General features: G+C 64.2%; 6 protein-coding genes. All 6 read right to left on the bottom strand.

All coding sequences use genetic code 11. From position 1 onward, the window contains the following. The coding region (locus VJ464_24165) for a glycosyltransferase (protein HKQ08243.1) at window positions 1–1074 on the bottom strand (1074 nt) is incomplete at its 3' end. Between the two features lie 128 nt (window positions 1075–1202). Then, the gene (locus VJ464_24170) at window positions 1203–1916 is read right to left on the bottom strand and encodes a putative 2OG-Fe(II) oxygenase (protein ID HKQ08244.1); all 714 of its coding nucleotides are present in this window, start codon (window positions 1914–1916) and stop codon (window positions 1203–1205) included. 41 nt (window positions 1917–1957) lie between these two features. Continuing rightward, window positions 1958–4603 (bottom strand): amino acid adenylation domain-containing protein, encoded by a 2646-nt coding sequence (locus tag VJ464_24175; GenBank protein ID HKQ08245.1) that lies wholly within the window; start codon window positions 4601–4603, stop codon window positions 1958–1960. 172 nt (window positions 4604–4775) lie between these two features. Further along, entirely contained in the window at window positions 4776–10853 is a 6078-nt protein-coding gene (locus VJ464_24180) for a condensation domain-containing protein (GenBank protein HKQ08246.1), read from the bottom strand. After that, on the bottom strand, window positions 10846–18693 hold the full coding sequence (locus VJ464_24185; protein ID HKQ08247.1) for an amino acid adenylation domain-containing protein: 7848 nt from the start codon (window positions 18691–18693) through the stop codon (window positions 10846–10848). Before VJ464_24185 ends, VJ464_24180 begins: the two co-directional genes overlap by 8 nt. A 23-nt stretch (window positions 18694–18716) precedes the next feature. Continuing rightward, complete coding sequence (locus tag VJ464_24190; GenBank protein ID HKQ08248.1) at window positions 18717–23339, bottom strand: amino acid adenylation domain-containing protein; 4623 nt, start codon at window positions 23337–23339, stop codon at window positions 18717–18719. Between the last annotated feature and the right edge of the window lie 20 nt (window positions 23340–23359).

Here is a 23359-nt window from a genome sequence, read left to right on the forward strand (position 1 = left end):
GAAGGTGCGGCTCATCGCCTCGACCCGCCGCTTGAACGACGCCTCGCCCGCCACCGCCTCGATCAGCCCGCCGACCTGCGCCGCCGTCACCTGCTTGATGTTGCCGCGCAGCCCCAGCCCGTGCGCCACGACGCGGGCGGCGTTGAAGGGCTGGTCCCAGCGGCAGGGGAAGACGATCATCGGCACGCCCAACAGGATGCACTCCTTGACCGCCCCCAGGCCGCCATGCGAGATCATCAAAGAAGCCTTCTTTATCAGCTCCAACTGCGGTGCCCAGTTGATCAGCAGCACGTTGTCGGGGACCGGCCCTAACGCGGCGCAGTCCATATGCCGACCGATAGCCAGTACCAGTTGCCTGTCCGGCTTCGCGCGCAACGCCTCGATGAGCACGCGATAGAATGTCACGCTCTCGTCGTAGAGATGCGGCTGGCAACCAACCGAGCAGTAGATGAGCGGCTTCGACGCGTCGAGCGCGTCCCAAGGGAACGCATGCAGCTCCCGACGTTGCATGTCTATTGAAGCCTCGATGTTGAAGTGGTTCGGCTTCCGGCTGGCACCGGGGAAATTGAAGGCTTCGGGACAAAACACCAGCACGGGCAGGTCGGGATGGCCGCTGCCGGGGGCGGGCCTGCCCAGCATCGGCATCTCGAAGTACGACGCGCTCACCAACAGACTGGGGACGCCAAATTCTCTGGCCGCCTTGTAAGCCAACCCGCCGATCAATGTATCAACTATCAACAAGTCGGGTCGTACTTCCGCGGTTATCCTTTCAAGCTCATTCTCGATCTGCCTGAAGATCGCCGAAGACGCCCTGCTGGCCACTTCGATGGCGGCCAGGGCTTTCATCGCCCGGGTGACCTGCATGATTGCGGGCGCGCGGCCCGTGCCGTCGCCCGCGCAACGGCTCTCCAGGATGGGGATGAACTCCAGCCCTTGAGCAGTCAGGTACGCCTCGAACTCCGCAAAGCCCAGGTAACAGACGCTGTGGCCGGCCTGCTTCAACGCCTTCGCCAGCTTCAGCGTCGGGTTGAGATGCCCGTACTCCGGGAACGGGAAGACCATTATCGTCGCCATCAGTTTGCCCTTAATCAGGTCGCCGGAAGCTTCCGAGCTAGCCCGACAAGCGAACAGCCGTGAACGCCGTGCGGGGACCAGCCGACAAGCTGGTTCACGCCCCCTGCCGCGACGGCCACGCTCGGCGCTTACTCGGGGATGAACCACCTCTTGCTGCGGAAGTTGATGAGCGAGCGTTGCTTCTTCACGAACACATCGACGCCGATTGAAATACGCTCGCCGTCGCCCATGAAGGGGCGGACTTCATGACGGACGTAGCTCGGGAAAAGGAAGAGGCGGCCTTCTTCAGCCGGGACGCTGACGCGCCAATCTTCATCCCAGAGATTGGACGCCGTGACGGCGGCATCGACGCCGTGGCAGCGATCCATGAACCCGGGCCGGAAGTAGACGGTGTGACCGGATTCGCCCGCCCCATCGGCCTTGGCGGCACCGCCATTGCTGCCGTTGCGGACCTGATAGTGACCGCTGACGAACGCCGGGTCATGGTGATGGACGGCGAGGCCCTCGCCGAATCGCATGACGTTGGCCCAGCAGTTGATGCCGGTGATCTTCATGCCCGGGTCATCCGGGTCGCCGACCAGCGCCATGTAATCGCGCACGCTCTGCAACACCATCTGCCGGAAGTCACGGATTTCCGGGTAATCCCATTTGAGCACGTTGCTGACGAAAGCATCAGGGCGCAAGTCGGCCGCCGCGGTCACCTTCAGGGCCGCCCTGACCTTGCGTTCATGCTCTAGAATGATGCCGGCGAGCTTGGGGTTGAGGTGGCTATAGTCCTTGACCTCGACCGACAGCGTTGTTGTCGGCCATAAGACCTCGGGCCGTAGAATGGTTTCGAGCATACTCATCTCCTTGTCTTTCAGGTGCCGGCGGCAGCTCCCGTTCACGCTCGCAGGCCGTGATCTTCCGAGTGCTCCGTTTCGGCCTTTTGCTCGGATAGCTGTTCGATCTCGTTGAGCATTTCCGCGCTGCCTTCGCCATCCAACTGTTCCATCTGAGCCTGAACGATAGTCAAAGACATCTCAGCAACGGTCGGCGCTTCGAAGGCGGCAATGACGTCCAACTCGACTTGAAAGGCGTCACGAATCTGGGTGATGAGCTGGACCGCCAGCAAAGAGTGCCCGCCCAACTCAAAGAAGTTGTCATAGATGCCGACGGTCTCAAGGCCGAGGACGTTGCCGAAGATGGCGGCCAATTCTTCCTCCAGCTCATTGCGCGGGCCGGTGTATCCGTCGGCCATTTCCGGTCGCCGCGAATCGACGTCGGGCAGATTCCGGCGGTCCAGTTTACCGTTAGCGGTCAGCGGCAATGCCGACAATGACACGAAGAAGGCCGGGACCATGTATTCGGGCAGCCGTTCTTTCAAGTGGTCCCGCAGATCACTGACTGAAACCTCTGCGCCTTCTGCCGGCACCACGTAAGCGATCAGTCGTTCGTCGCCGTTAGGGCTGCGGCGCGCGATGACGACGGACTCCTTGACGGCCGGCGACTGGCCGAGGACGCCCTCAATCTCCCCTGGCTCGATGCGATGGCCGCGAATCTTCACCTGATGGTCGGCGCGGCCCAGGAAGGTGAGGTTGCCATCGGCAAGGCAAGCGGCAAGGTCGCCCGTCCGATACAGCCGCGCACCCGGCAGCGGGTTGAAGCCGTCGGGGATGAAGCGTTCCGCCGTCACGTCGGGGCGATTGAGATAGCCGCGCGCGAGGCCAGGCCCGCCGACCAACAACTCCCCCTTAACTCCTATGGCGACAGGGTTCATCAGCGGGTCGAGCAGATAGATGCGCTTATTCTCGATGGGCCGGCCTATGGGCGGTGCCTCGGACGCTGCCGCCGTCCGCTTGAACAGCGAGGCGCAGACCGCCACTTCGGTCGGCCCGTAGGCGTTGATGAAGAGACGACCCTCCGCCCAGCGCGCGGCGGTTGCCGCGGCGCAGTTCTCACCAGCCGCTATGATGGTCCGCAGCGCCGGCAGGTTTTCAGCCGCCGTCTCCGCCATAATCGAAGGCGGCAGGGTGACGGCGGTGATCCCTCTCGTCTTCAACTCCTCGGACAGGAACGGGCCGACATACATGGCCTCGGGCTCGCCCATCTCCAAGGTCGCCCCAGCCGCCAGGGTGGTGAAGACCTCCGAGACCGACGCGTCAAAGCCGAACGGGGCGAACTGAAACACGCGGTCGCCGGCGTTGATGTCGAAGGCTTTGATCTGCGCCTCAACCAGACAGCTCGCCGACCAGTGGTTAACCAACACGCCTTTTGGCTTGCCGGTTGAACCCGAAGTGTAGATGACATAAGCCGCGTTCTCTGCAACGGCGACGCCCGGCAGGTCATCCCCGCTGTGCCGCGCGATGACCGGCCACTGGCTGTCGAGCTCGACCTGGTGGGCGGCAAAATCCGGCCAGGTGTCGGCGAGGCGGGCCGGCGTCAACAGCACCGGAGCCTGCGTGTCTGCCATCATCAGCCGGATGCGTTCCTGCGGATAGGCAGGGTCAAGCGGCAGGTAAGCGCCGCCAGCTTTCAAGACCGCCAGCAGGCCGACGATGGTGGCGACAGAGCGGTCGGCGCAGACGGCGACAGTGACCTCCGGCCCGACCCCCAGCGTTTGCAGGTAGCGCGCCAGTTGGTTGGCCCGGTGATTCAGCTCGCCGTAGGTGATGTCCTCATACGCTGTCCGCAGGGCGATGGCGGCCGGGGTGCGCGCCGCCTGGACCTCGAAGAGCCTGTGCAGGCACCGCTCCCCGGCATACTCGACCGCCGTGTCATTCCATTCGACCAGCAGCTCGTGACGCTCAGGGGCGGTCAAGATATGCAAGTCGCCGATGGTGCTGTCGACGTGCTCTAGCCCGGCACTCAAAACGGCGTTGAAATGTCTGACGAAGCGCCCGACGGTGCTCGCGCGGAAGAGGTCGGTCCGGTACGTGACTTCGCCGACGACGCCGGCCGGAGCCTTATCAAGTTTGATCGCCACGTCAACGCCGACCTCAGGCATCTCGTCGTGGATGTTGGTCAGCGCCAGGGCAACGCTAAACAGCGGGTTGCGGTCTGCCGCCGGCTCAAGGCCCAGGTCCTTGACCAGGCGGGCGAAGGGGTAAGCCTGGCGGGCGTAGGCGGCTTTCAGGGTGTCCTGCACCTGCAAGAGGAAGGTACGAAAGGCCACACGGACATCCATCTCGTCGGCAATCGCCAGCGCGTTGGCATCTGCGGCAGGGGCGGCGTCCTTGCTCAACGACGGGCTGCCGACGGTGATGGCGTCACTGCCATTGTATTTCTGCAAACAGAGCTTGAGGGCCGCCATCAGAAACGTGTAAGTCAGCAGGTCGTCGCCCCCCGTGACTCTCATGAGATTCTCGTACGTGGGTCCGGTTACAGAGACGGCGATTGCCGCACGCGGCGCCGCGTCGCCCGCCGGCCTTTCAAAATCCAACCTGAGGCCGGATTCGCATCGCTCGCCCGACAGCTTCTCGACCCAATAATCCCGTTCGGCTTTCAGCTTTGCGTCAAAGATGAGATGTTCTGCTTTTGCTGTGCTCATGGAGACTCTCCTTATATATTCCTGACTGAGGAACCGGTCGGACTCATCCGGTTCGCATCATCTGGTGGTGTGTGAATGGCTGTGCGGGCAAAGGCAGTTCGGCGGCGGCATGGCCGCAGAGGAAGTAACAGCCCGCGCGGGTGGCAGTCTGGCCGTTGCGCTAGCCAGCACCCTAGAACAAAAACTGGCCCTCCGCGGCCTGTGCCGGGTCATTACTCGCCGAGGCCGCGGCGCACTCAAGGCCGTCGAGCGGTCGCAGCGAGACGTCCAGAATCCGCCGCTCCGGGTCGGCGGAGACCGCCGCCAGCAGGGCGATAAACGACTCGATCATTTCGGCGATGGTCTGCTCGTCGAAGAGGTTGCGGTCGTAGGTGAAAAGGCCCTGGACCTCTTCGCCGAAGTCGGTGATGGCCAGGTGCAAGTCTATCGGCGAGGTATTCGTATCCATCTCGAAGGCGGCCAACGTAAGACCCGGCAGAATCGCGTCGCGCCGGCCAGAGATGTGATCGAGGACGAAGACCACCTGGAAGAGCGGCGTGTAGTTCGTCATGCGCTGCGGCTGAAGCGCCTCAACAAGCAACTCGAACGGCAGGTCTTGGTGCGCCTGCGCGCCGAGCGTCACGTCGCGGACTCGCACCAACAACTCTTTGAAGGTCGGGTTCGCCGAAAGGTCCGTGCGCAAGACCAACGGGTTGACGAAGAAGCCGATCAGCGGCTCGATTTCCCTGCGATGACGATTCGCCACCGGCGACCCGACAACAATGTCGTCTTCGCCTGTGTAACGATGCAGGAGCGCCTGAAATCCCGCGAGCAACGTCATAAACATCGTCACGCGTTCTTGCGAGCTCAGACGTCTGAGCGCCGCGGCCAGCGATGGCGCGAAGCTGAACGCCTGACTGGCACCGGCGAAGTTCTGAACTTTTGGCCGGGGGCGGTCCGTCGGCAGAGCCAGCAGCGCCGGGCTCCCCGCCAGTTGCTTCTTCCAGTAGGCGAGCTGCGCCTCTAACACCTCGCCCTGTAACCACTGCCTCTGCCACAGGGCGTAATCGGCATACTGGAGGGCCAGTTCGGCAAGCGGCGAGGCGTGGCCGGCGCTGAAGGCCCGATAGAGATGCGACACCTCGCCGATCAGCACATCCATTGACCAGGCATCGCTGACGATGTGGTGCAGGGTAAACAACAACAGGTGCTGCTCGGTGCCGAGCCGCAGCAAGGCGGCGCGGGAGAGAGGGCTTTGCGCCAGGTCAAAGGGGCGGTCGGCTTCTTCGAGCGCCAGCCGGCGGGCGATGGCCTGCTTGTCGGCTTCCGGCAACGCGGACAGGTCAACGAGCGGCAATTTCACATGCCTCGGCGGCGCGCTGACCTGTACAGGGCTGCCGTCCCGCATGGCGAAAGAGGTGCGCAGGATGTCGTGCCGCCTTTCAATCTCGGCGAGCGTCTGCTCCAGCCCCGCCGTGCTCAGCCGCCCGCTCAGCCTCACAGGATTCTCAAGGTTGTAAGCCGAGTTGCCCGGCTTCAGCTGGTCCATGAACCAGAGCCGCTGCTGGGCGTAAGAAAGCGGCGCTGGCCCGTCGCCTCCCGCAGGCACCAAAGGCGGCGTCTCGACTGCCGGCTCGTTCTGCGTGGCCGTTTCGATGCGGCGGGCCAGGCCGGCAATGGTCGGCGTCACGAAGACCGCCTCCATAGGGATCTCTGTGCGGAACAGGTCACGCAGCCGGGAAATCATTTGCACGATCAGCAGCGAGTGTCCGCCCAGTTCAAAGAAGTTGTCGTCGATGCTGATGGGTTCAAAGCCCAGCAATTCCTGCCACAAGCCGACGAGCGTTGTTTCGACCGCGTTGGCCGGCGCGACGAATGGCGATTGCAGGTTTGGCCGCGCGTGAAGCGTAAGCCCGGCACCTCGCTCCGAGGGCTTCGCCTGCCTGAGCGATTCGAGCTTGACCCAGCGGTCTATGCGGGGCTGCAAGGGTGCCGTCGATACCACCAGATGGCCGAAGCGTTTCAAGGCCAGGGCCCGCCGCACCATCTCCACGCCTTCTTCCGGCGTCAGCGCCAAGTCGCCCAGCCCGAGGGCAGCGCCGGTTGTGGCGTCGCCGCCTTCTGAAGCAAAGCGCCATGCGTCCGACCCCAGGCTGATCCAGGGCGTCGAATCGCCGCGGTTATGTTTACTGGCGAAGGCGTCAATAAACAGGTTGGCCGCCGTGTAAGCCGTGAATCCCAACCCGCCCAACACAGAGGTCAGCGAGGAAAACAGGAGGCAAAAATCCAGATGGTGGCCGCGCAAGACCTCCTCCAGCACCAACAGTCCCTCCACCTTCGGACGCACGTGCCAGCCATACTCCACTTCGCCCGTAGCCTGTATGGAGCGAAATGACTGCTCCCCGACGACGCCGGCTGCGTGAATGACGCCGTGCAGAGCGCCAAATCGTTCGACGGTCTGCGTCAACACGCTGCGCATCTGTGTGGCATCGCCGAGGTCCGCGTTGAGCGTCAACACTTCGCTCCCCAGTTCCTCTAGCGCCAGTAATTTTCGTATCTTGCCGCTCGTCTGGTCCGCATCGCCATGCCGCGCGAGCCAATCGGCCCACTGCGCCCTGGGCGGGAACGGCGAACGCCCCACCAGGACCAGACGCGCCTGCACGCTCTTCGCCAAGGCTTCGGCCAGCACCAGGCCGATCTGGCCGAGGCCGCCGACGATCAGGTAGACGCCGCTTTCGCGCCACCCGGGATCGGTAGCCGCTCTGGCAGCAGGCGGAATCGCCTCGAACTCCTGCGCCCAGCGGCGATGGCCGCGGAAGGCCACGACCGTATCGGCTGAGTCGCTGACCACCTCTTCATAAAGCTGGTCAATCAACTCCGCCTCCTCCCGACTGCCGGGCCGCGGCAGTCGGACGTCGATGCTGCGGCATTCGATATTGGGATACTCCTGCGGCATCGTCTTGAGCGGGCCGAGCAAGGTCATCTTGTCCGGGCAGAGTTCCTCTTCGCCCGTGATGTCCTGCATACCGCTGGTTATGGCACAGAGCCGGAGCGGCTTGGTGATGGCGCGTTTGCTGAGGGCCTGGGCCAGGAAGACCAGGCTGTAGAACCCCAGATATTGCGACGCGGCAAAGTACTCAAAGGCCGGCTCCGGCTCTCCGCCCGGCACCGCTTGCCACAGGTGGACGATCAGTTCCGGCACCTGGTCGTCCTCGATCAGATGATCGAGCAGGCGGTCATAATCACTCCGGGCTTCAGGGTTCAATCCGTAGGCGGAGCCGCCTGCGGTAAACGACTCGCTGGCTTCGACGGTCGTCACGGCCCAGCCGGCCTGCCTGAGCCTCGCGGCCATGCGCCCGGCCAGCGCGCCTTCGGGGACGAATAACAGCGCGCGGGCGGCGTCGGCCTTGCCTTCGCGTTCGCGGATAACCGGCCGGCGTTTCCACACGGGCAGGTAGAGCCAGTCGGCGACCTCGGGCAATTTGGCGAGGCGGTCAGCGCCGCCCTGTGCCGTGGCGGCGGGCGTGTTCTGCCGCTCAACCCAGTACCGCTGGCGCTCGAATGCGTAGGTCGGCAGCGGCACGCGACGGCGCTTTTCTTCGGCGCGGAAGGCGTCCCAATCCAGGCTGGCTCCGGCCAGCCACAGCTTGCCCAACGTCGTCAGCAGGAATGCCTCGTCGGGCTGCGGGTCGAGCGAACTGGGTAATGACGAGAGCACGACCCGGTCCGCCGAGCGATCATTGGCCGGGTGCAGAATTGAAAGGCTGCTGAGCGATTGCCCCGGCCCCACTTCCAACAACACCGTCTGTGGCTCCGCCCACAGCCGCTCGATGCCGTCGGCAAAGCGCACGGCCTGGCACATATGCCTGGCCCAGTAGTGCGGGTCGGTCGCCTCTTCCACCGTGATCCAATCGCCGGTCACATTCGACACGTAAGGAATCGCCGGGGGATGCAATTCGATATGGTTGAACAGCTCTGCAAAGGGTTCGGCGATGGGGTCCATCATCCGTGAATGAAACGCATGGCTGGCCTGTAGTCTGCGGGTGGCGATGCCTTTGGCCGTCAGCTCACCCTGGAGCCGGTCAACCGCCTCGACGCTGCCGGCGACGACGCAGAGCGAGGGGCCATTGACTGCCGCCAGCGAGAGCCGTTCGTCGAGCATCGTGCGCAGTTCCGCCTCCGATAAAGGCGTTGCCAGCATCGCGCCGGCTGGCAGTTGATGAATCATCTGCGCCCGCCGCGCGACCAGGGTTAACGCGTCTTCTAAAGAGAAGACCCCCGACAAACATGCGGCGACGTATTCGCCAATGCTGTAGCCGATCATGCCGGCGGGGCGCACCCCCCAGGTCATCCACAGCCGCGCCAAAGCGTATTCAATGACAAACAGCGCAGGCTGCGCCAGAGCCGTCTGGTGCAGTTCCTGCGCCGCCTGATTGGCGCAGCCTGCCCCGCCGCGCAACAGTCGCCTCAGGTCGAGAGCCGGCGGCGTGCCAACCGGCGGCGTCTTCGCGGCCTGCCCTGCATCGGCAAACAGAGCGCCGCGAAGGTCGCGGCCCAGCAGCGGCCTGAGCATCTCGCAGCACTCATCGACCTGCTTGCGAAACAGCGGCTCGCTTCGGTAAATCCCGCGAGCCATATTGACGTACTGCTCGCCGAGGCCGGAAAACATGAAGGCGATAGGGCGGTCGTTGGCTTCGCACGCGGTCGTCGGCATGGCCTTATCGTCCCCGGCTCGCAGCACCTCCAGGGCCGCCGCAGAGCCATCGCAGACGAGCATGCGGCGGTGGCTGAACCGCCGCCGGCCTTCGCGCAACGTGTGGGCGACATCGGCGAGGTTCAAATCGGCGTGTTGCTGTAGGTGGTCCGCCAGGTTGGCCGTCCCGGCTTGTAGCGCCTCACGGGTTCGCGCCGAGAGCAGCAGCAACTGCCAGTGTCTGGAGGGGGCCGGCGGCGGCGGCGGCGGCGCTTCCTCCAGGACGATGTGGGCGTTGGTCCCCCCCATGCCGAACGAGCTGACCCCGGCGCGGCGCGGTCGGCCCTCGCTACTCCACTCGCGCAAAGCGGTATTGACGTAGAAGGGGCTGTTCGCGAAATCGATCTTCGGATTCGGTTCGGTGAAGTGCAGACTAGGCGGAATCATCTTGTGCTTAAGCGCCATCACCGTTTTGATCAGGCCGGCGATGCCGGCGGCCACGTCGAGATGTCCGATGTTGGTTTTGACCGAACCGAGCGCGCAAAAGCCTGTCCGGCGAGTTCTGGCGCGAAAGGCTTTGGTCAGGGCCGCGATCTCGATGGGGTCGCCTAGCTCTGTTCCCGTGCCGTGGGCTTCGACATATTGAATGCTGTCGGGCTCGACCCCTGCCGCCAGGTGGGCCGCGCGGATCACGGCGGCCTGGCCCTCAATGCGCGGCGCGGTGTAGCCGACCTTGAGATTGCCATCGTTGTTAATCGCCGTGCCTTTGATGACCGCGTGAATGTAATCGCCGTCGGCCATCGCGTCTTCGAGCCGTTTCAGCACGACGACGCCGACGCCGTTGCCGCCGAGCGTTCCCTGCGCCCGCGCGTCGAAGGCGCGGCAGTGGCCGTCCGGAGAAGCAATCCCCCCGTCGTGGTAGAGGTATCCGGCCTCTTCGCCGGCCCTGACTCCACCCGCTATAGCCATGTCGCACTCGCCGCCGAGCAGACTCTGGCAGGCCAGGTGGATGGCGACAAGCGAGGTCGAACAGGCGGTCTGCACAGTGATCGATGGGCCTTCCAGGTTCAACTTATACGACACCCGCGTGCTCAAAAAATCCTTGTCGTTGGCGAGGCCGATCTGAAAGACACCGACCGAAGCGACCAGCTCGGGGTTGGAATAGAGGTTGCGCAGGTAGCGGCTCATCGACGCGCCGCCATAGACGCCGATCACTCCGTCGTAACGCTCGGAGTTGTACGCCGCCTGCTCAAGCGCCTCCCAGGCGCACTCCAGGAAGAGCCGCTGCTGCGGGTCGATGATCTCGGCCTCGCGGGCCGAATAACCGAAGAAGCGCGCATCGAAGCGGTCAAAGTCTTTGAGCACGCCGCCGGCCCGCACATAATGAGGGTTGCGGTAGGTGGCCGGGCCGACCCCGGCAGACTCCATCTCCTGCTCGGTGAAGAAGCTGATGCACTCCTTGCCGTCCCGCACGTTCTGCCAGAACTCATCAACGCAGCCGGCCTGCGGAAAGCGGCCTGCCATGCCGATGATGGCGACGTCCAATTCCGCGCGCGCAGAGGTCGCCGGATCATTCATAGCTTGCCTCCGCCTGGCTCGTCATGGCGAGCTTCCGTTGCCGCAATCGCTGCCTCAGCCGGACCTGGTTCTGGTTGCGCCGCTCGATACGCTCGTCCGTCGCCGGCAACGACGGTTGCCCGTCTGGCCGGGACAAGTGCGTAGCCAGCGCATTGATCGTCGGGTGGTCGAACAGCTCAATCATTTGTAGGCGCCGCGCCAGCAGGGTTTCCAACCGCTCGTGAACCTGCATGAGCAGGAGCGAGTGGCCTCCCAGGTCAAAGAAATTGTCGTAGACGCCGACCTTCTCCAGGCGAAGCACGTCCTGCCAGATCCCGGCGATGTCACGCTCCAGCTGCGCCCGCGGCGCGACGAACGGTGCTTCTAACTCGGGCCGTTCTTCCGGCAGTTTCGCGAGGGCGTGCAGATCGACCTTGCCATTGGGGTTCAGCGGCAGGGCCGCCAGTTTGACGAAAGACGACGGCACCATGTAGGCCGGCAGCTTCTCGCGCAGGAAGCGGCGCAGGTGGTCGATGCCGGGCACCGCCCCTTCGCCCGACACCAGATAGGCGACCAGCCGCGTGCTGCCTGAACCGTCTTTCTGTGCCATCACTCTGGCCTCTCGCACGGACGGGTGTGACAACAACGCCGCCTCGATCTCGCCCGGCTCGACCCTGAAGCCGCGTATCTTGACCTGCTCATCAATGCGGCCTATGAAATGGATCTCGCCATCGGTCGCATAACGCGCCAGATCGCCGCTCTGGTAAAGCCGCGCCCCCGGCTGACGGCTGAACGGGTCGGGGAGGAATCGTTCCGCGGTCAATTCCGGCTGCCCGACGTAGCCCCGCGCCAGCCCCGCGCCGCCGATGTAAAGCTGTCCCCTGACCTGCTCCGGCACAGGATTGCCGGCCCGGTCTAACACGTAAATCTGCGCGTTTGCCGCCGGCCTGCCGATCCCCACCGTTGCCTCGGCGTCGGCCCCAGGCTCCCACTTCTTGATCATGCAGCCGACCGTGGCTTCCGTCGGCCCGTACTCGTTGTAGATCTCCACGTGGCCGCCGAAACTCTCGAAGACATCGCGGGCGAGGCTCGACTCGAACGCCTCCCCGCCGACGATCAATCGCTCGATGGGGCAGTCGAGATTATCGCGGTGCCGGATCATCATCAGGTGACTGGGCGTGAGCTTCAGGACGCCAGCCGTGCCGTCCCGCAGAATCTCGTCAAGCAATGGCTCCCTGCCCTCCTGCCGGAAGACCTCTATGCGGTTGCCCGTAATCAGCGGCGTGTAGATAGAAGTGACGGTCAGGTCAAACGAGAGCGACGAGTATAAACAGAACCCCAGTGCCGCATCCCGCAAGTAAACGTCCCGCGCCCAGACGATGTAATTGCTCAAGGCCGCATGCGAAATCGCCACCCCTTTGGGTTTTCCGGTCGAGCCCGACGTGTAGATGATGTAAGCAAGGTTCTGCCCTGAAGCCTTCGCGGGCCGCCGGTCGCCGCCGACCTCGACGCGCCGCGCCCAGTCTCCATCCAGGCAAACCAGCTTCCCGGCAAACGCCGACAATCGGGGGAGCAAGTCTTCCTGTGTCAGCAACACGGCGGCCTGGGCGCTCTCCAGCATGTAAGCCAGGCGCTCGGCCGGGTAATTCAGGTCGAGCGGCACGTAGGCGCCGCCCGCCTTCAACACGCCCAGCAAGCCGACCACCAGGTTGAGGCTTCGTTCAACACAAACCGCCACGCACGTCTCCGGCCCGACCCCTAGCGTCGCCAGGTGAGTCGCCAGCCGGTCGGCGCTGGCCTGTAATGCCCTGTACGACAACTGTCCTTCGGGGCCGGCGACGGCCACCGCATCCGGCGTGCGCGCGGCCTGCTCGTCGAACATCTCGTGTATGCACAGTGGCGCAACGTCAGGGCGGCGCGTGTCATTGGTTTCGACCAGCAAATGGTGGCGCACGGATTCCGACGCCCGGGCGATTTCGGCGACCCGGCAATCGGCATCGCCCGCCATCGTCTTCAGCGCCCGTCGCACATCCGTCAATAGTCCGGCGATGTGGTGCGCAGCAAATCGTTCGGCGTCGTATGCCGCGCGCAGGCGCAGCCGCGCGCCGGGCTCGGCCACGAGCATCAGCGGGTAATTGACGGCCTCGTTGCTTTCGACTTCGGTGATCTGAAGTTGTGCCCCGGCGCGCTCGCGGATGGCACCGTGAACCGGGTAATTCTGAAAGAGGAACAGGTACTCGAACAGCGGCACGCCGCGCGCCACCTCGCTGCACGCCTGGACCTGCATCAGCGGCGTCAGCTCATAATCAAGTGCCCGCGTCTGTCCGGCCTGCACGCGCTTCAGGAACGCTCCGACCGTCTCTTCGGCTCGCACCTGCACGCGCACGGGCATGGTGTTGATGAACAGGCCGACCATCGCGTCGATGCCTTCGAGCGGTGCCGCGCGGCCCGAAACCGTGGTCCCGAAAACGACATCGGTCTCGCCGCTGTAACGGCTCAAAATCAACGACCAGACGCCTTGCATGATCGTATTGACGCTGACCTGCAAATGTTTCGCCATCTCCGACAGTTGCCGGGTCTCGTCGGTATCGAGCAGCAGGACCTGTTCTTCCCTGCGCTTGCCTTGCTGTGCGGGCCGGCCCGCATCACAGGCCAGGTGAGTGGGCGTGGTGAAGCCTTTCAGCTCCTCTTTCCAGAATGACTGTGCGGGCTGGTGGTCTTGCCGCTTCAACCATGCGACATAATCTCTGTAGGGCCGCGCGCGCCGCGGTTGCGGCTCTCGTTGCAGGGCTTCGCCGTCATAGCAGGCGAATACTTCCTTGATAATCAGCTCGCGGCACCAGGCGTCGTAGAGCAAGTGATGACTGCTCCAGACGAAGAAGTAACTGTCTTCGCCCGTGCGTAGCAGGGCCAGGCGCAACAGCGGCGCGCGGGAAAGATCGAATCCCGCTTCGGCGTCGCTTACGAGGAACTGCCGCAGACGCGCGCACTGCTCGTCGGGGCAAAGGGGCCGCCAATCCTCTTCATGCCAGGGGACCTCGACTTTTTCGTGGACAAGCTGCAAAGGCTCTTGTAGCCCTTTCCACAAGAAGGAGGTCCGCAAGGCCGAATGCCGACCGACGACGGTCTGCCATGCGCGCCTGAAGGCTTGCGGGTCCAGCCGCCCGCCAATGCGACAGCTCGTTTGCACGAAGTAGAGGGCCGGGCCGGGCGCGTAGAGCGAATGAAACAACACGCCCTGTTGCATGGGCGAGAGCGTGTACAGGTCCTCAACCGATGCCCTGCGACCGAGCGCTCGGTCGAGCGTCTCCTGATCGAGGTTGGCGAGCGGGAAATCCGACGGCGTATAGCCGCCGACGCCCGGTGATTGGCAGTGAACGATGAGGGCGCGCAAGCAAGCGGCAAACAAGTCAGCCAGATTCGCTACCGTCTGGCGGCGGTGAATGTTCTCGCTATACGTCCAGTCGATGCGCAGTCGCCCATTGACGATCAACCCATTGAGGTCGAGCAGATGGCCGCGTGGATTATCGCCGTCCTGCACGGGGCCGGGGTTTTCTTGTGCCGGCGCAAACGGCGAAGCCTCCGAGAAGAGCTGGTCGAACTGCCCCAGGTAGTTGAAGCTGATCTGCGGGCGCGGCAGCTCGTCGAGTCGCCGCAGGCTGTCCGGGTCGCCGCTCAGGTAACGCAAAGCGCCGTAGGCGAAGCCGCGTCGCGGGAGCGCACGGAGCTGTTCTTTGATCTCCTTCAACACGTCGCCCACATGCCGCTTTCGCAATTGCAGGCGGACGGGAAAGATCGTCGTAAACCATCCGACCGTGCGCGACAGGTCAATGTCTTCGGCCAGCGCCTCGCGTCCATGCCCTTCGAGATCGATCAGCACGTCGTCCTGACCGGTCCACAGGGTGCAAGCGTGGGCCAGGGCGCTCAAGAGCGCGTCATTGATCTGCGTATGGTAAGCCGCAGGCACGTCTCTGAGCAGCGCGCGGGTTTCTTCGGCGCTCAGCCAGACCGACACGGTGCGCGCCGAAGCCACCGTGTTGCAGCCCGCCGGCTCATCGACCGGCAGCGCACTCGCGGCGCCCTCCCACGGGGCGGCGAGCCAGTACTGCGCTTCCTGTTTGAGCGCCTCCGTCTGAGCGTAGGATTGCAGCCGCTGCGCCCACTGGCGGAAAGAGGTCGTTCGGGGCGGCAACTGCACGGTCCCGCCCCGCGCCAGTTGCTCGTAAGCGCTCTGCAAGTCTTCGAGCAGGATTCGCCAGGAAACGCCATCGATGACCAGGTGGTGAATAATGATTAAGACCCGGTCAGCCTGCTGCTGGCCGAATTGAAAGAGCGCCACGCGCAGCAGCGGCCCGTCGGATATGTTAAGGCTGCGTTGCAGGTCGGCGGCAACGCTCTCCAGCGCCGCCAGTTGCTGCGCCTCCGGCACGCCCGATAAATCGACCCGCTGAACCGCCGCGCGGTCGCCGGCTGGCGAGCTGAACTGTCGCCAGTGCGTGCCCTGCCGGCGGAAGCGAAATCGCAGCGCGTCATGGTGCTGCAAGAGGTGGCCCACGGCTTCTTCCAACAGCTCCGCCTTCAGGGCCGCCCTCGCGGTCAGCAGAACGGCCTGGTTCCAGTGGTGCGGATTGGCGTAGCCCTGGTCAAAGAAGCGCCGCTGGATGGGCGTCAGTTCGACATCGCCCTCTGCCGCTTCGGGCTCCGCCACATTCGCCGGCGCTGTATGGACGGACGCGGCCAGCGCGGCGACCGTCTGGTGCTCGAAGAGGTCCACGGGGGCCAGGTTATAGCCGGCCTGTCTGGCCCTGGAGACAATCTGTATGCAGAGGATGGAGTCGCCGCCCAGCTCGAAGAAGTTGTCCTCAATGCCGACTCGCTCGACCCCCAAGACCTGCGCCCAGATGCCGCACAGCGTTTCTTCGACGGTGTTGGTCGGCGCGTCATAGCCCCGCCGCCTGGGCTGTATCTCCGGCCTGGGCAGCGCGCGCCTGTCAATCTTGCCATTAGGGGTCAGCGGCATGGCCTCTAACACCACACAGGCGGCAGGGTACATATACTCTGGAAGCCGCCCCCGCAAATAATCCATCAACTCGGCGGCGGGCGGCGCTTGTCCTGTACCCACGACATAGGCCACCAGCCGCTGCACGCCGGGATCATCTTCGCGCACCAGCGCCACGGCCTGCCCGACTGCCGGATGCTGCGCCAGCACCTCTTCGATTTCGCCGAGCTCGATACGGAAGCCACGGATTTTCAACTGGTAGTCCGTGCGTCCAATGTAGTTTACGTTCCCATCATCTAGATGCCGGGCCAGGTCGCCCGTGCGGTACATACGGGTTCCGGAGCCGGTAAAGGGGTCGGGGATGAACCGCTCGGCGGTCAAATCCGGCCTTCCCCAGTAGCCGCGCCCGAGGGCGGGGCCGCCGATGTAGAGGTGTGCGGCTGCCCCTGGGGCAGCCGGAGCGAGCTCGTCATCGAGGAGATAGGCCCGCGTGTTCGCTATCGGACGACCGATAGGGGCGCTCGGCCCCTCAAAGGGCTCGCAATGCCAGAAGAGCGTCTGGATAGTGGCTTCCGTCGGGCCGTACAGGTTGCACAACCCGCATGCCAGTTGCCGTAAGGCTTTCTCCTGCAACTCGCTGCTCAACGCTTCGCCGCCGCAGAAGGCTTGCCTGAGGCTAGTGCAGGTGTCGAGGCCGCCGGCCTCAAGCATCAGCCGCAGTTGTGCAGGGACCAGTTGCAGAACGGTCACCTGGTTTTCCCTCACGGCCTGCACCATGTATTCGCCGTCGGCATGTCCTGAGGGGCGAGCCATAACCAGCTCGGCGCCGCTCAACAACGGGGCCCAAAATTCCCACACCGAGGCGTCGAAGCTGAAGGGCGTCTTCTGTAGCACGCGGTCCGTTTCGCGCACCGAAAACTCCCGGTCGAACCACGCCATGTGGTGCGCCAGCGAGCCGTTGCTTATGGCGACGCCTTTGGGCTTGCCCGTCGAGCCGGAGGTATAAAGGACGTATGCAAGTTGTTCGGGAAAGACTCGCGGCTGCGGGGCGAGGCCGCTTTCCTGCGCGATGATCTCCCAATCGGCGTCTACACAGACCTCGATGGCGAAGCCCTGCGGCAGCCGCGCCCGCAGCCGCGCTTGCGTCAGCACGATTGCCGCCCCGGAATCTTCCATCATGTAGGCCAGGCGCTCAGCCGGGTAGCCGGGGTCAAGGGGCACGTAAGCGCCGCCGGCTTTCAGGATGGCCAGTAGCCCGAGCACCAGGTCAATCGACCGCTCCATGCAGATGGCGACTCGCACGTCCGGCCCGACGCCAAGCTGTCGCAGGTAATGGGCTAGCTGGTTGGCCCGCAGGTTCAACTCGCGGTAGCTCACCTGTGCGTCTTCATGGCGCACGGCCACGGCGTCGGGCCGCCGTGCCCCCTGCGCCGAAACTTGCTCGGCGATGCTGCCCTCACCTGGAAGCGGCGACCGCGTATCGTTCCATTCAACCAACACCTGATGCGTTTCGGCCTCGCTCAGAAAGGCGATTTCGCAGATGCGCTTGTCGGCCCCGCAAGCGATCTCGTCCAGCATGCGTTGCAAGTGTCTGAGGATGCGCGCAGCGGTTGCCTCATCAAAGCGGCGGCTGTTGTAGAGCAAGCGCAGTTGCAACTGCCGGCCAGGAATGGCGACGACCAGCAGCGGATAATTAGGCTGCTCGTTGATCTGCACCTCGCCGATTTCGATGGCGCCGCTGTCACCGGCAGGGCTGCTCGACGTGCCGCGTGTCGGGTAGTTCTCGAATACCAGGTAGGTGCTGAACAGCGGCACGCCGCGCGGCACGTCGCTCCAACCCTGTACGTCGACCAGCGGGCTGTATTCGTACTGGCGCGCTTCGGCCTGCTGCGATTGCAGGGCTTGCAGCCACGACAGCAAAGGCGTCTGCGGCGACACCTGCACGCGCACGGGCAGCGTGTTGATGAACAACCCCACCATAGATGCGACGCCGGGCAGGTCTGCCGGGCGTCCGGAAAGGGTCGCCCCGACGACCACGTCTGGATCACCGCTATAACGGCTCAGCAGGAGTGTCCACGCGCCGAGGATGAGCGTATTCAAGGTGACGCCATGGCGGCGGGCCAGCGCCTGCAAGGCTTCCGTCATGGCCGCCGGTAAATCGGCGCGCACCTCGCGGTCGCTCGCCTCCTGTGTCGATGCCGCCGCGCTAGAGGCTTGCATCGGCAGCGGCGTTGGGGAGCGAAAGCCGCCCAGGAGCCGCCGCCAGAACCGCTCAGCGCCCGCCATGTCCTGTTGCTTCAGCCAGGCGATGTAATCTCTGTATGGGCGAGGGCGGTCCAACGCCAGGTCACGCCCCCGCCTGAAGGCTTCGTAGTAAGCCAGGGTCTCTTCCATGACGATCATAGAAGACCACCCGTCGAGCAAGAGGTGATGCTTGGTCCAGACGAACTGGTGCGCGTTCGAGCTCAGGCGGATCAACGCCATCCGCATCAACGGCGGCACGCTCAGGTCAAAGCTACGCTCCCGGTCAATCCGCAAATACTCTTCCAACCGCTCCTGATGTCGGTCTTCGGGCAGGTGCCGCCAGTCGGCAGTTTCCCAAGGCAACTCGACCTGCGAGCGGACAATTTGCAGTGGCTCGTCGCGCTCCTGCCAGGTGAAGAGGGTGCGCAGGATGGGGTGTCTATCAACGACCCTCTGCCAGGCCCTTTTAAACGCCACGACGTCGAGATTGCCGTAGAGAGGGCAGCTTAACTGCACCACGTAGGCGGCTCGCGAGTCGGGGGCATAGATGCTGTGAAACAGTATGCCCCGCTGCAATGGCGACAGGGGATAGATCGCTTCGATGTTCCGCTTAGTCATAAGCTGTCCGGTCAGGCAGTGGGTTAGCCGAATTTCGCCATCAGGGAATCTAACTCGTTCTGGCTCAGGGCCACGTCGGGAAAATCCGAAGGGGTCAGGCCGCCGCTCGCGTCGGTCAGGCAGTGGTTGATGATCGCTCGCAAAGCCGCCAGGAAGTCCTCGCCGAGTCGCTCCATCGTCACGCGCCGGTGGACATTTTGACTATAGCGGAAAGAGAATTGCAGCCGCCCCTCGGCGACATGCCCGATCACCTCCAGCAGGTGCGGGCGGGCGGCTCGCGGGCTATTGTTGGGAGCGCGCAACTCCCGCATGCCCGCAAACAGCGGGCTGTTAGAAAAGACCTGGTCGAACTGTCCGACGTAGTTGAAGCTGATCTGGGCTTGCTGGCAGGCTCGCAACCGCGCGGCGACCGCGGCGTCGCCGCTCAGATAGCGCAGCAGGCCGTACCCTGTTCCGTGCTGCGGCAGCCGCCGCAGTTGTTCCTTGATCGATCTTAGGGCGGCCCCCGGTGCCGGCGAGTCTCCGGCATCCAACAGCACGGGGAAGCGCGTCGTGAACCAGCCGACCGTGCGCGATATATCGACGCCGGGCAACAGGTCGTGTCGCCCGTGGCTTTCCAGGTCGACCAGCAGTCTTGAGGAGCCGGTCCAGCAGGCAACCGCCTGTACCAGGGCGGTCAGTAGGATGTCTTCAACTTGGACCCGGTAGACGCCGGGGACCTCGCGCAGCAGTGCCTCGGTCGCTTGCGCGTCGAGTAACACCGTCACCGCACACGTCGAGCCTTCAGAGTTGACCCCGCCGTTCAGCTCGGCTGGGAGCATGGCCACAGGTTCGTCGGCGCCACTCAGCCAGTAATCGCCCTGCCGCCGCACCTCAGGCGATTGGGCGTACTCGGTCAATTGCTCCGCCCATTGCCGGTAAGAGGCCGTCTTGACGGGCAGAGTCACGGGCTGCCCGCCTGCAAGCTGCCCGTAGCCGGTTTGCAGGTCGTCGAGCAGCACATGCCAGGAGACCACATCGACGGCCAGGTGGTGAATGATAATCAACAGCCAGTCGGGTCGGCTGCCGCCGCGTTGAAAGTGGAGCACCCGCAGCAGCGGCCCTTCGGCAAGGTTGAGACTGGCCTGCGCTTCGGCGGCCAGGCGTTCGACGGCCAGCCTTTGGTGCAATTCGGGCAGGGCCGCAATATCGACCTCGGCAAAAGGCAGCCCCGCATCGGGTCTTGAATAAACCTGGCGCACCGCCTCGCCGTGGCGAGTGAACCGCAGCCTGAGCGAATCGTGATGCTCTAACAAGCGCCTGAGCGTCTCAGCCAGCAGGCTCGCGCTCAAGGGCTGCCGCGTTTCGAGCAGTAGAGACTGGTTCCAGTGGTGCGGGTCGGCGAAGTCCTGCTCGAAGAAACGGCGCTGAATCGGTGTGAGCGAAACCTCGCCGCTTACCGGCCCCTGTTCGGCCACAGGCCGACTGTGCTTACGCACGACCTCGGCCAGTTCGGCAATCGTCTGGCGCTCGAAGATGTCCCGTTCCGTCAGTTGATAGCCGGCCTCTCTCGCCCGCGAGACAATCTGAATGCTGAGAATGGAATCTCCCCCGAGCCGGAAGAAATTCGCGCCGGTGCTGACCCGGTCGAGGCCGAGTACGTCAGCCCAAATTCGTGCCAGGTGCGCTTCAACCTCAGTCTGCGGGGCCGTGAAATCGGCCTCAGAGCCCTGCTCGCGCGTCTCCGGTGCGGGAAGTGCCCGCCGGTCAACCTTGCCATTGGCGGTCAGCGGCAACGACGGCAGCAGAACATAATCGGAGGGCACCATGTAGTCGGGCAGCCGGTCCCTGAGATAGCCCCAGATCGCCTCGGGTTCGAGGGCGGTCCCGCCGTTGGTATCGATGTAGGCGACCATCCTCTTGTTTCCGGGGCGGTCTTCGCGCGCCAGCACAACCGCCGTGCGCACGAGCGGGTGCTCGGCCAGCACGGCTTCTATCTCGCCTAACTCGATGCGGAAGCCGCGAATCTTTACCTGATGATCGAGGCGGCCCAGGAAATCGATAGCCCCATCGGCCCGCCGCCGTGCCCTGTCCCCCGTACGGTAGAGTCGCCCCCCGGCCTGCCGCGCGAATGGGTTTGGCAGAAATCTCGACGCCGTCAGGTCGGGGCGGTTGAGATAGCCGCGGCTCACCCCCGCGCCGCCCAGGTAGATTTCCCCGCTCGCGCCGCCGGGCAGGGCATTCAAGCCGTCGTCCAGAATGTAAACCAGCGCGTTGGCGAGCGGCGGGCCGAGCGGCAGACTGGCTGACGGCTCGCCGCCGCTCTCGCCGGCCTTCACCTCGTAGGCCAGAGCGCCCACCGTCGTTTCCGTCGGGCCATAATGATTGATGACTTTGCAGTCCGGCTGCGCCTCTTGCAACTGTCGCACCCATGCGGCGGACGCGGCCTCGCCTCCGAGTATCAAGGTACGGCGCGGGCGTATACGTTGCCCGCCGCGCGTCGCGTGCAGGGCCGCCAGGTGCGAAGGCGTTATCTTGAGGTAATCGATGAAATGATTCTCGAAGTAATCGCCGAGCGCCGCCGCATCCTGCATGGCCTCGGCGGAGATGACATGCAGGCAGCCGCCCGTGAGCAGTGCCGGGAATATGGCCGTGTTTCCGAGGTCGGCAGCGAGCGTTGACAGCGTCGCGTGCCCTTCGCCTTCCCTGATCCTAAGCAGGCCAGCGATGGCGCGGCTGTAATTGACCAACTGGCGATGTTCAACCGCCACGCCCTTGGGCTTGCCCGTCGAGCCCGACGTGTAGATGACGTAGACGAGATTCTGCGGGCTTACCGCCGAGGCCGCGACGGCGGCGCTGACCGAGCCGGGCGATTCCCATTCCGCGTCGAGGGCGATCATCTCCACCTTGAGATGAGACATCTCCTTCGCCATCCGGCGCTGCGTCAGCATGAGAGTCGCCTGACTGTCTTCCAGCATGTAGGCCAACCGGTCCTTCGGGTACGCCGCATCAAGCGGCACGTAAGCACCGCCGGCTTTGAGCACGGCCAACAGGCCGACCACCATATCGATGCCGCGCTCCGCGCACAAGGCAACCGGCACGTCCGCCCTTACCCCTCTTCGCCGAAGCTCGTGGGCCAGGCATTCGGCCCGCCGCCCCAAGGCGGCGTATGTGACTTGTTGGTCCTCGCACACGACCGCTATCGAGTCTGGCGTCCGCTTCGCCTGCTTCTCAAACAGCTCGTGAACGACCTCTTCAGCGGCGTCGCCGGCCCCTGTATCATTTAGCTCAACCAACTGGTGCTGCCGCTCTAACTCTCCGAGCAGCGGCAACTCACCGACGTGCGCGCTGGGGTTGGCAATGGCCGACTCAAGCAGGACTTTCAGCGCGTCACCTAGCCGCCGCACCCCTTCCACGTCAAAACGTCCGGCGTCATAGTGCAACTCCAGGTCCGGCCCTTCTTCTTTTTCGAAGCAGGCCAGCTTCACCTCATAGGGCTCGATACATTCAAAGCGGCCGGCGCTGGAGAAGTCGCCGTCGCCGCGGTATGAACGGGCGGGCTGAGCGACAAACTCGAAGAGGGCCGAGCAGAATGGTGGCCGCTCCGGCTCAGGCCCCGACGGCGCGAGCCGTTCCCAGGTGAAACAGTCCTGCCAGGTGTAGCTCTCCTCGACCGACTGGCGGACGCAGCCTAAGACCTCCGCGAAGCGCGAATGACTCTCCATGCCGCACTCGACCGGCAGGTATCTCGCAAACAGCCCGAGTGCCTTGTCCAGTTCGGCATATTTACGCCCATCAGAGCGAACGCCTACATTGAAAGCGCGCCCGCCGGTCAGGCGAAATAGCAGAGCCATCCAGGCGCTCAACAGAAAGACGGACGGCGGCACATCAAGCCCGCGGCTGACGCCGGCGAGCTGCGCCGCCCTCGCCGCGTCGAGCGGGCAAGCGATCATGGCCGGCGTAAAGGTGGTCACGCGGCGGCTCGCCAGGAAAGGCAGATCGAGCGCGAGATCAGACGAAAGGACTTTCCGACGCCAGTACCGTCTGCCCGCCTCTGCTTCCTCCGAGTCAATCGCTTCGCGCTGCCACTGGGCGAAGTCCGCATACTGCAAAGGGTCGAGGCGGTCGCCGTCATACGCGGAACCCTCAAGGCCAACGCCGGCAAGCTCGGTGAGCAATTGAGCCAGCGTCGCCGAGTCGCCGCAAAGCGCCGCGATGGACGCCAGCAGGACGTGCTTGTCGTCCGACAGCTCGATGGCCTGCACCCGCCAGAGCGGGCCATTCTCAAAATCGAAAGGCTTGCGCTTCATCTCGTCGAACCGCCGTCCGACTTCATCCTGTTGATCCCGCAGAGTGCGCCCGATCAGCGAAACCCGCTCAAAGGCCGGCCAGAGTTCCGGCCTGACGACCTGTGCCAGCCTGGACTCCGACGGCAGGTAGTCGAATGTCGTGCGCAGGATTTCATGGCGATTCATGGCGGTGACCATTGCGCGTTGCAACCTCTCCGCGTCAAGGCGCTGCCGGATCAGTATGGCCTGCTGTGAGCGGTAGGCCAGCCCTCCGCCGTCCCGCAACAAGGACCACAAACGCTCCTGTTGGGGCGAGGCGTAGTAGCGGTGCGCTTCTTCACTCTGCCCGCCATTTTTGAGCGCCGCTTGACCTTCCATGAAATCTCCTGTCGATGAGT

It is taken from the genome of Blastocatellia bacterium, assembly GCA_035275065.1.
In the GTDB taxonomy this organism is placed as follows: Bacteria; Acidobacteriota; Blastocatellia; order UBA7656; family UBA7656; genus DATENM01.

Bases quoted from the DNA above. Each gene is read 5' to 3' on its own strand.
- VJ464_24170 (HKQ08244.1), bottom strand. From the start codon at position 1,916: ATGCTCGAAACCATTCTACGGCCCGAGGTCTTATGGCCGACAACAACG.
- VJ464_24175 (HKQ08245.1), bottom strand. From the start codon at position 4,603: ATGAGCACAGCAAAAGCAGAACATCTCATCTTTGACGCAAAGCTGAAA.
- VJ464_24180 (HKQ08246.1), bottom strand. From the start codon at position 10,853: ATGAATGATCCGGCGACCTCTGCGCGCGCGGAATTGGACGTCGCCATC.
- VJ464_24185 (HKQ08247.1), bottom strand. From the start codon at position 18,693: ATGACTAAGCGGAACATCGAAGCGATCTATCCCCTGTCGCCATTGCAG.
- VJ464_24190 (HKQ08248.1), bottom strand. From the start codon at position 23,339: ATGGAAGGTCAAGCGGCGCTCAAAAATGGCGGGCAGAGTGAAGAAGCG.